The following is a 14,500-nucleotide window of genomic DNA, read 5'->3' as shown; positions in this document are numbered from 1 at the left end:
GGCATTGTTTTTAAAGGGCAGGAACTAAAGTTTAGACGCACAGACGGGAAAGTTCGCCGCGTCAGTTGACCTCGTCGGGCAAGATCGGCAGCGGCGCGACCGCGATCCCTTCTTCGAGCAGTGCTACCGCCTCTTCCGCCGTCGCCTTGCCGATCAACCCGCGTTCTTCCGCTTCGCCATAATGGATCTTGCGCGCCTCCTCCGGAAAGCGCTCGCCGACATCCTCGGCGTTCTCGCGCACGGATTTCACCAGCTCGCGGATCTTGGAGATCGTTTCCTTCTGCGCCTGGTCCATGATCACCGCCCGCGTCGCCTCCTTCTTGCGCGCGGTCGCGACCGAGGGCGCCATCAGTTGCTTGGCGACGATGGTGGAATTGCAGCTCGGACAGGCCACCAGCTTGCGTTCGACCTGACGGTCGAAATCGTCACTCGACGAAAACCAGCCCTCGAAGGAATGGCCGTTGTCGCAAGAAAGGGTGTAGCGGATCAAGCGACAACGCCTCCCTTCCCGGTCGGCGCCACTTCATCGAGCACGAAACTGCGGGCGTTTTTCAGGTTCGGTATCTTGGCGCGCGCCGCGTGCACGGCGGCAACGTCGATGTCGGCAAGCACGATCGCCTCGCCGGCGGGGCCGGCAGAAGCGAGCACACGACCCCAGGGATCGATGATCATCGAGTGGCCGAAGGTCTCGCGTCCGTCTTCATGTCTGCCACCTTGCGCGGCAGCAATGACGAAGAGGCCGTTTTCGATCGCGCGGGCGCGCAGCAGGATTTCCCAATGCGCCTCGCCCGTCTGCCGGGTGAAGGCGGCAGGCACCGACATGATCTCGGCGCCGGCAACGGCCTGCTGCCGGAAAAGCTCCGGAAAGCGCACGTCGTAGCAGATGGAAAAGCCGAGCTTGCCGAAGTCGAGTTCGGCCAGGCGCGCGATGCTACCGGGCTGGTAGGCCGCACTTTCCCGCCAGCTCTCGCCGTTGTCGAGATCGACGTCGAACATATGGATCTTGTCGTAATCGCAGATCTTGCCGCCGTCCGGTCCAAACAGCAGGCCACGATTGGCGATCTTGCCGTCGGGAAGCGCAATCGGCGTCGAGCCGACATGGAGATAGACGCCGAGTTCGCCGGCAAGCTGCGCTGCCGCCGCAGCGATGAGATCGTTGGCCTCGTCTTTCAGGACCGCGCGCAGAGCCGCACGGTCCCGCTGGAGCGCTCCGGTCATTTCCGGCGTCTGGATATAGGTCGCGCCCTGGGCTGCCGCTTCACGCGCAAGCCGCACCATCGTCTCCGCATTCTTGCGCGGATCGACGCCGGAACACATCTGAATGGCTGCGGCCTTGAAAGTCATCTCGTCCAACTCTTAAGCGCGCACCGCTGATAAAAAGGGGCGTCGCCTCATGCAGGGGTGCGGTGCCTCAGGCAGCCAGCATCGCGTCGAGTTTGCCGGCGCGTTCCAGCGCGTGCAGGTCGTCGCAGCCACCGACATGGATGTCGTTGATGAAGATCTGCGGGAACGTCGAGCCGCCGTGCGACTTCTCGATCATCACCTGCCGGACCTTCGGATCATAGGTGGCATCGTGCTCGAGAAAGGAAACACCCTTGGTTTCCAGGAGTTTCTTCGCGGCCGAGCAATAGCCGCAGAACTGACGCGTATAAATGACCACCGAAGCCATGATCCTGAACCGCTCCTTTGCCGGCGACCGTGCCGGACATCTGATTGTCATATAAGACCGGATACGGCTCTTGCAAAGGTCAAAACCGTGATCGGTCCAGCCCCCGCCCGCTTCAGCGCACGGGTCGCTGCGGCAACGGTTGCACCGGTCGTGTATACATCGTCGACGAGAACCACGCTTTTCCCGCTGAGACCCGCCCTGCCGCTTTCCGAGACGGCAAAAGCACCGCGCACATTGTCTTCGCGGGCGCGAAGCCCGAGGCGAACCTGCGGGCTCGTGCGCCGGATGCGCTTCAGGACATCGGGCTGATAGGGTCGGCCGGAAAGCTGCGCAATGGCCCGCGCCAGCTCCGCCGACTGATTGAACCGCCGCCGCCAGAGCCTAAAGGCATGCAGCGGCACCGGAATGATCGCGTCGGCAGAAGCGACGGCGCCGTCGCTCGCCCGGATCATCCAGGCCGCCATCATCGGCGCGAGATCGGTGCGGTCGCGATACTTCAGCCCATGGACCAGATCGCGCGCCACGCCTTCGTGGATCGCCACCGACCTCAAGCGATCGAAGGCCGGCGGGTTGGCGATCGCTTCCGGCGACACCGACCCGGCGCCATGATCGACTGCAAACGGCGTGCCGAGAATGTCGCAATAGGGACGCTCGATCAGCGGCAGCGTCGCCCAACAGGCGGCACAGACTGCGCGATGGTCGCCGACCAGCCGGCCACAGCCGCAACAGGCGGGTGGAAAAACGAGATCGACAAGCCCCAGGCCGAGCCGTCTCAGCATGCCTTCTCGCCACGCCTCAGGAATACGCAACCTCTCCCATGCCATGCGGTTGACTTTGTGCCTCCGAAGGTCTCTTTGCTGCCCATCGCGCGGAGAGACTATCGTGGAAAAAATCTTTGACCAGAGCCTCGTCGAGGCGCACCGGGCAAGGGCGCTTAGAAACGCAGATCCGAAAGCCGGCTTCCTTCTCGACATCGTTGCCGAGGAACTTGCCGAGCGTGTCGGCGTCGTGGAGCGGCACTTTGACCGCGCTATGGAATTGCACGGCTACACCGGTCAAACCGCCCGCCATCTGATGGCGACCGGCAAGATCGACGCCATCGAGCGGGTCGAGACCGATGTCCGCTTCGGCTCGGCCGAGGCGCCGGTGACGATCGCCTCGCTCGAGGAAGTTCCGGCTGAACCCGATAGCCTCAATCTGATCGTCTCGCCGCTTTCCCTGCACCTGACCAACGATACGCCGGGCGCCTTCATCCAGGTGCAGCGGGCGCTGAAGCCCGATGGGCTGTTCCTAGCCGCCATTCCCGGCAGCGGCACGCTGCAGGAACTGCGCGAGGCACTGCTGGCTGCGGAAGCCGAACTGACCGGCGGCGCCAGTCCGCGCGTCATTCCCTTCGCCGACGTCCGGGATGTCGGCGCGCTCCTGCAGCGAGCCGGATTCGCGCTGCCGGTCACCGACACGGAAACCTACACGGTGCGCTACGATTCGCTGTTCGCCCTGATCCGCGACCTGCGTGCCATGGGCATGACCAGCCCGCTTTCGGCGCGCAGCCGATCGCCCGTTTCCCGGCGCTTTTTCCTCAGGGCTGCGGAAATCTATGCAGAACGTTTCTCCGATCCGGACGGCCGCATTCGCGCAACGTTCTCGATCATCTATCTGTCCGGCTGGGCGCCGCACGAGAGCCAGCAGAAGCCGTTGAAGCCGGGTTCCGCCAAGCAGCGGCTTTCGGCAGCACTTGGCACGAAGGAGCAGCCGCTTTAACGGCGGCGCTCACGCTCGATCCTGGGCGTTCCGCTTATGCGCTCGGAAACACTGCCGCGAGCGAATCGTATATAGAGGTAAGGGCATTGCCTATCCGCTCGGCTCCGAGGATCAGGCTGAGAGAGACGATGGCGGCGATCAGCGCATACTCGATGGCGATGCCGCCGTCCGTACCGCGAAACAAGCGTCTAAGCGTTTCCATGCGTCCCCAGCCTGATTTTTGTTCAATCTGAAACGCAAGCCGGAACCGAGCGGGCCAAAGGCGTTCGTCTCAGCAGCCGCTCTTGCGGCCGTCGGCATCGATGATGCAAACCGCTCCGGGCATTTCCTGAAGGACGCTGCGCCGAACCGTATAGCGCTTGGTGGTGCCATTCGAAGGGATGGAGCCGGTGGAAATGTTGTCGTAATCGACGGGCGTGTTGGCCATGATGCGCTTGTCGGTCTTGGACGACAGCATAGGCGTCAGGATAAGCGTCAGCGCGATCACTGCCGTTCCGAACAACAGCGACAGATTGAGCACACCTGTCCGGCGGGACTGATTTTTCATCAGGTCCTTTTCCTGAACCGTGCTCCAGAAATCGTCGTCCACCATCCCAGCCTCACAAACGCACAAAATACGGCGAACGCAAGCGTCCTTCCCAAGCTTGGTTCAACCGCACTGCCTGAAATCGGTACGCCGTTTGCCAACGTTACGTACCGAAACTGAATTGAAGCTATCTTTGCGCGAGGGAGATAAACGATCGATTAATAATCAATCAGAATTCGGGTAGGTTCAGAGCAAATCCATGAGAAACGGGATGAGCGGCTCATCGGCCGGCGGCATCGGATAGTCGCGCAGGGCCTTTGGCCGCACCCATTTGATCGCCTGGCCCTCTCGCCCGATCGCCACCCCTTCGTAGCGGCGGCAGACATAGAGCGGCATCAGCAGATGGAAATCATCATAGGTGTGGCTGGCGAAGGTGAGCGGCGCCAGGCATGCGACCTTGGTGCGGATGCCCAGTTCTTCCTCGAGCTCGCGGATCAGGGTTTCCTCCGGCGTCTCGCCGGCTTCGACCTTGCCGCCCGGAAACTCCCAGAGGCCGGCCAGCGACTTTCCTTCCGGCCGCTGCGCGAGCAGGATGCGGCCATCGGAATCGACAAGCGCGCAAGCCGCGACAAGCACGATCTTCTTTCCGTTGGCGTCCATGGCCTCAAGCTCCCGGCGTTCGGTAAATGTAGTTGTAGACTTCGCTGAACCCGGCGCCACGATAAAGCGCCAGCGCCGCGCTGTTGTCCGCCTCCACCTGCAGCCAGGCCTTCTTCGCGCCGCGCAGGCGCGCCCAGCGCAGGCAGACGTCGAGCATGGCCTTGCCGACGCCCCGGCCACGGACCCGCTTGTCCACGGCGAACTGCATGATGCCGGCAAGATCGTTGTCCTGGACGACGAGCGCCACGGCGGTCGGGCCCATTTCCGCATCCTCGAACAGGAAGAGGCCGCTCTCCGGCTTGATCGCGTTGATGATCTCGGCCAGTGCCGCCTTGCGCTTCGGATCGCTCTTCGCGATGCCGATGCAGGCGTCGACGAAACGGCCGACATCCTTGATCGGCAAGTGGTCGATGCCATCGCCAAACTCGCGCTCGACAAGATCGACGGTCATGACCAGGCTGCGGCTGAAGGCCGTCCAGCCCTCGGCATCCATGTGGGCAATAAGCTGCGGCGGCGTCAGCGGGGTCTGGCGCACGGTCAGCGGCCGACCGTAATCGGCGAAGCGCCGGGCAGCCTTTTCCAGCCGGATCGGGATGTCGCGATAGTCGGACGGATCAAGCGGATTGACGGAATTCAGCCGCTTGGAATCGTGGCCCGCATTGAGCCGGATCAGCCAGCTGCCGTCATATTGCACGGACGCTGCCGGCCAGGCACGGAAACCCACGGCCTCGAGACGGCGCACGTTCGGAAGATCCAACATTGCCACTTCCCCAGCTTCGGCCTTAACGTTGCCCGTCGCGGGCCGAATATCACTCGATGTCATCTTGCACCCTCTGGGCAGCCCGGCATGCCAGGCCGCTCACCATCGTCCGACCAGCGCCTCAGCTCCGGTAATCGCCGTTGATTTCGACATATTCCTTCGTCAAGTCGCAGGTATAGACGGTGGCGCGACCCGAGCCGAGGCCGATTTCGACGCGAACCGTGATGTCCTCTTCCTTCATCACGGCGGTGGCAGCCGCTTCCGAATAGGTCGGATCACGCTCGCCATCGACGGCCACGCGCACATCGCCGAACCAGATCGCCAGCCGGTCGCGTTCGGCCATCTCTCCGGACTTGCCGACGGCCATGACCACCCGGCCCCAATTGGCGTCCTCGCCCGCAACGGCGGTCTTGACCAGCGGCGAATTGGCGATCGAAAGCGCAATGCGCTTGGCGGCCGTGTCGTTTTCGGCGCCCTCGACCGTCACTTCGACCATCTTGCGTGCGCCTTCGCCGTCACGCACCACCTGGAGCGCGAGATCGCGCAGCAGGTCGTTCAAGGCGGCGCGGAAGGCATCAAGACGCGGGTCGGCCGCGTCGGAGATTGCCGGCTGGCCGTCGGCCGACGCCGCCCCCGTCGCAAAGAGCATCAGCGTATCGGACGTCGACGTGTCGCTGTCGACCGTGACGGAATTGAAGGTCGGGCCGACGCCCGCCGAAAGCAGGGCCTGCAGTGCTGCCGGCGCGATGTCGGCATCGGTGACCACGAAGGAGAGCATCGTCGCCATGTCGGGCGCGATCATGCCGGCACCCTTGGCGATGCCGTTGATCGTCACCTTGACGCCACCGATTTCGGCACTGCGCGTCGCAACCTTCGGATAGGTATCCGTCGTCATGATCGCCTTGGCGGCTTCGAACCAGAAGTCCTCCTTGCCGGTGGCGGCCAGATCGTCGAGCACGCCGGCAAACTTGGTCGCATCCAGCGGCTCGCCGATGACGCCGGTCGATGCCAGGAACACTTCGCTCTCCGCGCAGCCGACCGCCTTTGCCGCCGACTTCGCCGTCAGTTCCGTGGCTTCGCGGCCCTTCTTGCCGGTAAAGGCATTGGCGTTGCCGGAATTGACGACGACGGCGCGCGCCACACCGCCCGCAAGATTCTTGCGGCAGAAATCGACCGGAGCCGAAGGGCACTTGGAGCGGGTGAAGACACCGGCCACGGTCGCCGGCCGGTCGAACACCATCATCAGCACGTCGGTACGGTTCTTGTACTTGATGCCGGCGGCTGCGGTCGCCATGCGGACACCGCGCACGGAGGGCATTTCGGCAAAGGTTTTCGGAGCGAGCGGAGAAACGGAGCCGGACATGGGAAACCTGCTGTGACGTGTTGGAGCCAAAGCATTTCCAGGAAAAGCCTGGCGGCCTTCTGGAAATGCGTAAGAACAAAGATCCGGAGGGTCTACGACCGAAACCGCTCCGGATCTATCTTGCGACAAATGCCCGAACGGTTTTCACCGCCGGGCATCGACAAAACGCGGTGACGGCGGGCCCTATCGGCGGCAGGGCCTGCCCATCGAATTACTTGGTTTCCTGCGCTTCCTGCGCCTTGTTGGCCTCGTCATAGGCCTTCTTCAGCGCCGGGTCGGAAATCTCGACGCCCGCATCCTTCTTGGCGGTGGAAAGCAGCTCGACATACTTGTCGCGCATGACGAGCTGACGAACCTGCTGCTCGACCTGCTCCAGCGGCGGCGGGGCCTGCGGACGCTTGTCCTCGACCAGAATGACGTGGAAGCCGAACTGCGTCTTCACCGGGGTCTTGGTATAGGCGCCCTTCTCAAGCGTGAAGACGGCCGTTTCGAACTCCGGCACCATGCGGCCCTTGGTGAAGTAGCCGAGGTCGCCGCCGTCGTTCTTGTTCGGATCGGTGGACTTGGCCTTCGCAAGTTCGACGAAGCTCTTGCCGGCGTCGAGTTCCTTGATGATTTCCTTGGCTTCGTCTTCCGTCTTGACCAGGATATGGCGTGCCTTCACTTCTTCCTGAACCGGAATGGCGGCGATTTCCTTGTCGTAGCGGGCCTTCACCTCGTCCTTGGTGATGGCGTCGACGACATGCTTCTTGAAGTAGGCGTTGTGCAGTTCGCGCTCGGTGAGGTACGCGACGCGCTGCTTGAAGGTGGCGTCATCCTGCAGGCCTTCCTTTTCGGCCGTCGCAGACAGGAGCTTGACGTCGATGATCGCCGAAAGCGCCGCAGCGCGCTTCTGTTCTTCCGGCATCTGCTGCAGCTGCGGGTCGAGACCACCCAGAGCGAGATTGAGCTCGGACTGGCGCACTTCCTCGCCGCCAACCTTGGCGACCACCGGATCGGCGTCTTCCGCCCGCGCGCCACCATGTACGGCCATCGCCGCAACCAGTGCCGCGGCGGCCAGGGTCTTCAACTTGGTCATGCTCACTAACCTTTCACATTGGCCTTCGGCGCAATTGCCTGCAGCTTGTAGCGGCTGCACACCACCAGAATGTGGCAGTTCTGTAGCCGTCCGGCAGCGCAAGTGCGTTGACATAATTCGACCCCCCTCTTATCTGTCACGCAACCTCGCGTCCAGAACAGTTTCCGGGCGTTTCACGGCATTGCGCGGTTTTGGCGGCGCGGCCATGAGACCCAAGGCAACAAAAAAGAAAGGACCATTCATATGGTCAGTCTCGGCGGCCTAGCCCGCAAGTTGTTCGGCTCCTCCAACGATCGCCGTGTGCGTGGCTACAAGGCCCGGGTGGATGCCATCAACGCTCTTGAAGCCGACATGAAGGCTTTGTCGGATGAGGCACTCGCCGCCAAGACCCTCGAATTCCGCAAGCAACTGGAAGAGGGCAAGACGCTCGACGACCTCCTGGTTCCGGCCTTTGCGGTGGCCCGCGAAGCCGCCCGCCGCGTGCTCGGCCTGCGTCCGTTCGACGTTCAGCTCATCGGCGGCATGATCCTGCATGAGCGCGCGATTGCCGAAATGAAGACCGGCGAAGGCAAGACCCTCGTCGCGACGCTTCCCGTCTACCTGAACGCGCTTGCCGGCAAGGGTGTGCACGTCGTTACTGTCAACGACTACCTCGCCCAGCGCGACGCCGGCACCATGGGCCGCATCTACAGCTTCCTCGGCATGACGACCGGCGTCATCGTCCACGGTCTGACCGACGAGCAGCGCCGCGACGCCTACGCCTGCGATATTACCTATGCCACCAACAACGAGCTCGGCTTCGATTATCTGCGCGACAACATGAAGTACGAGCGCGGACAGATGGTCCAGCGCGGCCACTTCTTCGCCATCGTCGACGAAGTGGACTCGATCCTGGTCGACGAAGCGCGCACGCCGCTGATTATCTCTGGCCCGCTCGACGACCGCTCCGATCTCTACAACACGATCAACGAGTTCATTCCGCTGCTGGCGCCCGAAGATTACGAAATCGACGAGAAGCAGCGCTCCGCCAACTTCTCGGAAGACGGCACGGAAAAGCTCGAAAACCTGCTGCGTGAAGCGGGCCTCCTGAAGGGTGAATCGCTCTACGACATCGAAAACGTCGCGATCGTCCACCACGTCAACAACGCGCTCAAGGCCCACAAGCTGTTCCAGCGCGACAAGGACTACATCGTCCGTAACGGCGAGATCGTCATCATCGACGAGTTTACCGGCCGCATGATGCCGGGCCGCCGTTATTCCGAAGGCCAGCACCAGGCGCTCGAAGCCAAGGAAAAGGTGCAGATCCAGCCCGAGAACCAGACGCTCGCCTCGATCACCTTCCAGAACTACTTCCGCATGTATTCCAAGCTCGGCGGCATGACCGGCACGGCTTCCACCGAAGCGGAAGAATTCGGCAACATCTACGGCCTGGAAGTCATCGAGGTTCCGACCAACCTGCCGATCAAGCGTATCGACGAGGACGACGAGGTCTATCGGACGCAGGGCGAGAAGCTCAAGGCCATCATCGACGAGATCAAGTCGGCGCACGAGCGCGGCCAGCCGATGCTGGTCGGCACGACGTCGATCGAAAAGTCCGAGCAGCTGGCCGATCTCCTGAAGAAGTCCGGCTTTGCCAACTTCCAGGTTCTGAACGCCCGCTACCACGAGCAGGAAGCCTTCATCGTCGCCCAGGCCGGCGTGCCCGGCGCCGTGACGATTGCCACCAACATGGCCGGCCGTGGTACCGACATCCAGCTCGGCGGCAACATCGACATGCGCATCCAGCAGGAGCTCTCGGAAATCGAGCCGGGCCCCGAGCGCGACCAGCGCATCGAGGCGATCCGCGCCGAAGTGCAGAAGCTCAAGGAACAGGCGCTTGCCGCCGGCGGCCTTTACGTTCTGGCCACCGAACGCCACGAAAGCCGTCGCATCGACAACCAGCTTCGCGGCCGTTCCGGCCGTCAGGGCGACCCGGGTCGCTCCAAGTTCTACCTGTCGCTCCAGGACGACCTGATGCGCATCTTCGGCTCCGATCGCATGGACGGCATGCTGCAGAAGCTGGGCCTCAAGGAAGGCGAGTCGATCATCCATCCGTGGATCAACAAGGCTCTTGAACGCGCCCAGAAGAAGGTCGAAGCCCGCAACTTCGATATCCGCAAGAACCTTCTGAAGTACGACGACGTTCTCAACGACCAGCGCAAGGTGATCTTCGAGCAGCGCATCGAGTTGATGGATGCCGAAAGCGTCACCGAAACCGTGACCGACATGCGCACCGAAGTCGTCGAGGAGATGGTCAGCAAGCGCATTCCCGAGAAGGCCTATGCCGAGCAGTGGGATGTCGCCGGCCTCAAGGCCGACGTGCAGCAGTACCTCAATCTCGACCTGCCCGTCACCGAATGGGCTGCCGAGGAAGGCATCGACGAGGCCGACATTCTCGAGCGCGTCATGACCGCTGCCGATAAGGAAGCTGCCGACCGCGCCGAGCGCTTCGGTCCGGAGATCATGCAGTATGTGGAACGCTCGGTCGTGCTGCAGACGCTCGACCATCTCTGGCGCGAGCACATCGTCAACCTCGACCATCTGCGCTCAGTCATCGGCTTCCGCGGCTACGCCCAGCGCGATCCGCTGCAGGAATACAAGTCCGAAGCCTTCGAGCTGTTCCAGGCCCTGCTCGGCAACCTGCGCCAGGCCGTGACCGCACAACTCATGCGCGTCGAACTGGTGCGCGAAGCAGCCGAAGCGCCGCAGCCGGTCCCGCCGGCCATGCATGGCCACCATATCGATCCGCTGACCGGCGAGGACGATTTCGGCGGCGGAACGCTTCTGGCCGCCCCCCCGGTCCAGCGCGACGCAACCAACCCGTTGTCCTGGGGCAAGGTTTCGCGCAACGAACCCTGCCCCTGCGGTTCGGGCAAGAAGTACAAGCACTGCCACGGCATCTACGAGGCATAGGAAGCAAGATCCGGGCACGCACGCTGTCGCCTGCGCGCCCTTCCCCAAATAGAGAATGCCGCCTCTTCGGCGGCATTTTTGCTTTTAGAAAAAAGCGCTTAACGGTCGAACGCTTGCAAGCGACCAACGCCGGCTATCGCATCGGCTGCCGTTTTCAGGGCACTGCAATCGACGCCCAAAATGCGGAGCGCCCGCGCCGCCACGCCATGCGACATGCCCGCGACAATTCCAACGACATGCGCGCCGAGCAGCGGGCTGTGATGCTTCCGGGTTGCCGCCAGTTCCTCCATGACTTCGCGGCCCGAGGGAGCGGCCTGATAGACGCCAGGCTTTGTCGACACCGGCGTGTCGGCCGGCATATTTGCGTTCAGGCCGATCGAGCGAAGAGCATCGGTATATTGCCGCTCGATCGCTGCCCTCACGGCGCCAGGCTCGACACCCACCTGCTCAAAAGCGAGCCGCGCTGTCCCGTCAGGCAGGTCAAGTGCGGCCAGCAGGAAATGTTCGGCACCGGGTTCCCGCTGCTGGTCCAGCAAAGCGTGGGCTTCGGCCCGCTCGCAAAGCAGTTTGATGGTGCTGATGTCATTGAGCTTCGATTTCATTCCGTCGAACATCGCAATCCCCTTATCTGGAACCGTTGTCTGCGGCCACGTCCGATAGCCGCTTGTGAGCGGCCTGCTTGGTGATCCCGAGGGCTTGAGCGATCCTCGCCCACGACCAGCCTTGGCGCAGCGCTGATCGCACGGCCTGGCGCTCGATGCTGTCGGCCAGCCTTCGCAAGGCGACGACAGCAGCAAGCGCTTCGTCGGGGTCGGTCGGAACGGTAATGTCGTGCAGGTCAACCATGCGTCAACCTTAGTTGACGATCCTGATGGCGTCAACCAATGTTGACGGTGATCGGAAGCCTGGTGCGACTGTCCTCAATCGGCATGGTTGTCCCCGTTCCTTACAACCGCGCTGCACCCTTTGTTAACGCTGTTCTGGCAGTACTGAGACCCTGTATTGCGTAATCTCAGGGTGTTCTCGTGTTCATGGCGGTATGTCAAACGGCCGGACGAATGCTGCCGTCGGCACTGAGACACCGCCTGTCCGCAATAATCAGCGAGCTCCTCTCCATCCTGACCGGCACTGACGCGAAGAATGCCGCGCGCCGCATGGCGCTTGTCGCCTTTTCGGTTCGCATCGTCAGCGCCGCCATCGCCTTTCTGTCGCAGATCATCCTTGCGCGGCTGATGGGCGAGTTCGAATACGGCATCTTCGTCTTCGTCTGGGTCCTGGTCATCCTGTTCGGCAGCCTCTCCTGCGTCGGATTTCACTCCGTCGTGATCCGCTTCCTGCCGGAGTACCAGGCGTCGGCGGCCATGGACGAAATCCGCGGCGTGACAACAACAGTGCGTGTCTTCGCCCTTTCTTCCGCCACCACGGTCGCGATCCTCGGCCTCGCCTGTCTCTGGCTCTTTGGAACCCACATCGAGGCCTATTACCTCGTCCCACTCTATCTCGGGCTCTTCACCCTGCCGATGATCTCGCTTGGCGATGTCATGGACGGTACGGCCAGAGCCCATGGCTGGGCGCTCTCCGCTCTGAGCCCCACCTTCATCATCCGGCCGGTGCTCGTCCTCGTCTTCATGGTTCTCGCGGTCACCGCAGGGGCGCCCCACACGGCGCAAACCGCCATGATCGCAGCCATGGCGGCCGCCTATGTCACCACCGTCGGGCAGTTCCTGGTGCTGACCTACCGTCTTCGCTCGCGCTATGTGCCGGGGCCGCGGCGCATCGAGCTTCGCCGCTGGCTCAAGGTCTCGGTCCCCGTCTTCCTGGTCGATGGCTTCGGTTTTCTCCTGACCAATTCCGATGTGGTGATCGTCGGCCTCTATCTCGAGCCGGACGACGTCGCGATCTATTTCGCCGCCGCCAAGACCATGGCGCTTGTGCATTTCGTCATGTTTGCGGTCAAGGCAGCCGCGGGTCCGCGCGTCTCCAATGCCATGGCGCGCGATCCCGGCCAGATCCCCGGCATCGCGATCGAGAGCGCCCGCTGGGCCTTCTGGCCGTCACTGCTGCTCGGCGCGCTGGTGCTTCTCGCGGGACCCTTCCTGCTTTCACTCTTCGGGCCGGCGTTCGTCACCGGGCAGCCGCTGATGATGGTGCTTTTTGCGGGCATCCTCGCCAAGGCTTTCGTCGGCCCGGCCGAAACGCTGCTGACGATGGCCGGCCAACAGACGCTGTGCGTGGTCCTCTACGCCGGCGCGCTGGTGGTCAACATCGCACTCAACCTCAGCCTCATCCCTCTTTTCGGACTGAACGGTGCTGCTTTTGCAACCGCTGGCGCTATGTTCGTAGAGGCGATGCTGCTGCACATCGCCGTCCGGCGTACCTTCGGCTTCGCGCTCTTTGCCTTCGCAAGCGCACGGGCCAGCAATGATAACAACGGGGCTGTCCATCCATGATCGGCAATACCAATCTTCCGAGCGATGCAAACAGCCGGGCCGCACGGGTTCTGGGCGGCCTGGAACAGGGTGGCGAGAGCGGCCCCATCGCCGAGCATATGATCGAGGTCGGCCGCCCCGGTCGTCACCTCGCCATCTATCCGGCCAAGGCCGGCTACGAGTTGCAGCGCGAGCTCGACTTCCTGTCGAACCGGGCGCTCGAGCCGAACGTCTTCTTCACCGGCCGCTTCCTTGCCCCGGCCATGCCGCGCCTCGAAGAGCGCGTCATCCGGCTTGCGATCATGCGCGACAACGACGAGCGCCGCAGCCGTCTGCGCTTCCTGATGCCGTTCTCGATCGAAAAGCCCGGCTTCTCGATCGGCGCGCCGATCATCCGCGCCTGGTCGAACCCGTTCGGCCCGCTTGGCGTGCCGCTGCTCGACGCCGAGGATGCGGCCGAGACGATCGACAACCTGTTCGAAGCCTTTACCGCGCCGGCAACCGGGCTGCCATCGATCCTGGTACTGCCTGACATGCGCTTGAACGGAAAGGTCGCCCGCCTCACCCGCGCCGTCGCCATCGGCCGCAACCTGCCGCTGACGGTGACCGACACCTTCAGCCGGCCGATGCTCGAAAGCCTGCTCGACGGACCGACCTACTTGCGCGACGCCATCAGCCCGGCGCATTTCCGCGAGCTGCGGCGGCAGTGGAACAATCTCGAAAAACAGGGTGAGCTCGTCTATTCCGTTGCCCGCCAGCCCGCCGAAGTCCGCCTGCGCATGGAAGAGTTCCTGGCGCTCGAAGCCTCCGGCTGGAAGGGCAAGGCGCGCAGCGCCATGGTGCTCGACCGTTTCCGGGCGGCCTTCGCACGCGAGGCGATCACCAATCTCGCCGACGGCGACAGCGTGCGTATCCACACGCTCGATCTCGATGGCAAGGCGATCGCCTCGATGGTCGTCTTCCTGATGTCGGGCGAGGCCTATACCTGGAAGACCGCCTACGACGAGCGCTACGCCAAGTACTCTCCGGGCAAGCTGCTTCTGGCTGAGCTGACGGAATGGCACCTCGATGACGCCAACATCGCCCGCTCCGATTCCTGCGCCGTGCCCGACCACCCGATCATGAGCCGGTTCTGGCAGGAGCGCGAGGAGATGGGAACGCTGGTCATCGGCCTGCAACAGACCCGCGACCGCGAAGTGCGCCAGGTGGCAGCCCAGCTCCACCTTTACCGCAACACCCGCAACATGGCGCGGATCCTGCGCGACAAGATCAAGGCGCTGGCCGGGCGCTAGCCCGGCACCG

16 protein-coding genes are annotated in these 14,500 nt (G+C 63.1%); 4 read left to right on the top strand and 12 right to left on the bottom strand.

The features are described from left to right. Window positions 1–61: 61 nt before the first annotated feature. The 4 genes from XB14_RS01865 to XB14_RS01850 all read right to left on the bottom strand — a co-directional run bounded on the left by XB14_RS01865 (window position 62) and on the right by XB14_RS01850 (window position 2,448). Window positions 62–490, bottom strand: coding sequence for a DUF1178 family protein (locus XB14_RS01865; RefSeq protein ID WP_077959930.1), 429 nt, complete (start codon window positions 488–490; stop codon window positions 62–64). Next, window positions 487–1,344 (bottom strand): carbon-nitrogen hydrolase family protein, encoded by an 858-nt coding sequence (locus tag XB14_RS01860; RefSeq protein ID WP_077959944.1) that lies wholly within the window; start codon window positions 1,342–1,344, stop codon window positions 487–489. Before XB14_RS01860 ends, XB14_RS01865 begins: the two co-directional genes overlap by 4 nt. Window positions 1,345–1,411: 67 nt before the next feature. Next, the gene (gene grxC / locus XB14_RS01855) at window positions 1,412–1,669 is read right to left on the bottom strand and encodes a glutaredoxin 3 (protein WP_077959929.1); all 258 of its coding nucleotides are present in this window, start codon (window positions 1,667–1,669) and stop codon (window positions 1,412–1,414) included. A gap of 47 nt (window positions 1,670–1,716) precedes the next feature. After that, entirely contained in the window at window positions 1,717–2,448 is a 732-nt protein-coding gene (locus tag XB14_RS01850) for a ComF family protein (RefSeq protein ID WP_234803933.1), read from the bottom strand. A gap of 103 nt (window positions 2,449–2,551) precedes the next feature. Here XB14_RS01850 and XB14_RS01845 point away from each other — a divergent pair, with 103 nt between their 5' ends. Further along, on the top strand, window positions 2,552–3,430 hold the full coding sequence (locus XB14_RS01845; protein WP_077959927.1) for a methyltransferase domain-containing protein: 879 nt from the start codon (window positions 2,552–2,554) through the stop codon (window positions 3,428–3,430). Between the two features lie 34 nt (window positions 3,431–3,464). Here XB14_RS01845 and XB14_RS01840 read toward each other — a convergent pair whose 3' ends face one another. The 6 genes from XB14_RS01840 to XB14_RS01815 all read right to left on the bottom strand — a co-directional run bounded on the left by XB14_RS01840 (window position 3,465) and on the right by XB14_RS01815 (window position 7,817). Continuing rightward, complete coding sequence (locus tag XB14_RS01840) at window positions 3,465–3,632, bottom strand: Flp family type IVb pilin (protein WP_077959926.1); 168 nt, start codon at window positions 3,630–3,632, stop codon at window positions 3,465–3,467. 69 nt (window positions 3,633–3,701) lie between these two features. Next, window positions 3,702–4,022, bottom strand: a complete 321-nt coding sequence (locus XB14_RS01835; protein WP_077959925.1) for a hypothetical protein — start codon at window positions 4,020–4,022, stop codon at window positions 3,702–3,704. A gap of 180 nt (window positions 4,023–4,202) precedes the next feature. Then, a complete protein-coding gene (mutT, locus tag XB14_RS01830) occupies window positions 4,203–4,616 on the bottom strand; it encodes an 8-oxo-dGTP diphosphatase MutT (protein WP_077959924.1) in 414 nt (137 codons plus the stop codon). A gap of 4 nt (window positions 4,617–4,620) precedes the next feature. Further along, entirely contained in the window at window positions 4,621–5,439 is an 819-nt protein-coding gene (locus XB14_RS01825; RefSeq protein ID WP_077959923.1) for a GNAT family N-acetyltransferase, read from the bottom strand. 58 nt (window positions 5,440–5,497) lie between these two features. Beyond that, complete coding sequence (argJ, locus tag XB14_RS01820) at window positions 5,498–6,739, bottom strand: bifunctional glutamate N-acetyltransferase/amino-acid acetyltransferase ArgJ (RefSeq protein WP_077959922.1); 1,242 nt, start codon at window positions 6,737–6,739, stop codon at window positions 5,498–5,500. 211 nt (window positions 6,740–6,950) lie between these two features. Beyond that, window positions 6,951–7,817: a peptidylprolyl isomerase gene (locus XB14_RS01815; RefSeq protein ID WP_077959921.1), complete on the bottom strand. Its 867-nt coding sequence runs from the start codon at window positions 7,815–7,817 to the stop codon at window positions 6,951–6,953. 243 nt (window positions 7,818–8,060) lie between these two features. Between XB14_RS01815 and secA the strand changes: the two genes are divergently transcribed. Then, window positions 8,061–10,769, top strand: a complete 2,709-nt coding sequence (secA, locus tag XB14_RS01810; protein ID WP_077959920.1) for a preprotein translocase subunit SecA — start codon at window positions 8,061–8,063, stop codon at window positions 10,767–10,769. Between the two features lie 98 nt (window positions 10,770–10,867). On the opposite strand, the gene XB14_RS01805 is transcribed toward secA, so the two are convergent. Continuing rightward, window positions 10,868–11,383: a Clp protease N-terminal domain-containing protein gene (locus XB14_RS01805; protein ID WP_077959919.1), complete on the bottom strand. Its 516-nt coding sequence runs from the start codon at window positions 11,381–11,383 to the stop codon at window positions 10,868–10,870. Window positions 11,384–11,393: 10 nt separating this feature from the next. Further along, complete coding sequence (locus tag XB14_RS01800) at window positions 11,394–11,615, bottom strand: hypothetical protein (RefSeq protein WP_077959918.1); 222 nt, start codon at window positions 11,613–11,615, stop codon at window positions 11,394–11,396. A gap of 212 nt (window positions 11,616–11,827) precedes the next feature. Between XB14_RS01800 and XB14_RS01795 the strand changes: the two genes are divergently transcribed. Both XB14_RS01795 and XB14_RS01790 read left to right on the top strand, forming a co-directional pair. Next, on the top strand, window positions 11,828–13,219 hold the full coding sequence (locus XB14_RS01795) for a lipopolysaccharide biosynthesis protein (protein ID WP_077959917.1): 1,392 nt from the start codon (window positions 11,828–11,830) through the stop codon (window positions 13,217–13,219). Continuing rightward, on the top strand, window positions 13,216–14,490 hold the full coding sequence (locus XB14_RS01790) for a GNAT family N-acetyltransferase (protein ID WP_077959916.1): 1,275 nt from the start codon (window positions 13,216–13,218) through the stop codon (window positions 14,488–14,490). The genes XB14_RS01795 and XB14_RS01790 overlap by 4 nt, the downstream gene beginning before the upstream one ends. Window positions 14,491–14,500 lie beyond the last annotated feature (10 nt).

The organism is Ensifer adhaerens, from assembly GCF_002007205.1.
Lineage (GTDB): Bacteria > Pseudomonadota > Alphaproteobacteria > Rhizobiales > Rhizobiaceae > Ensifer > Ensifer adhaerens_D.
This window is presented reverse-complemented; position numbering and strand designations above follow the sequence as displayed.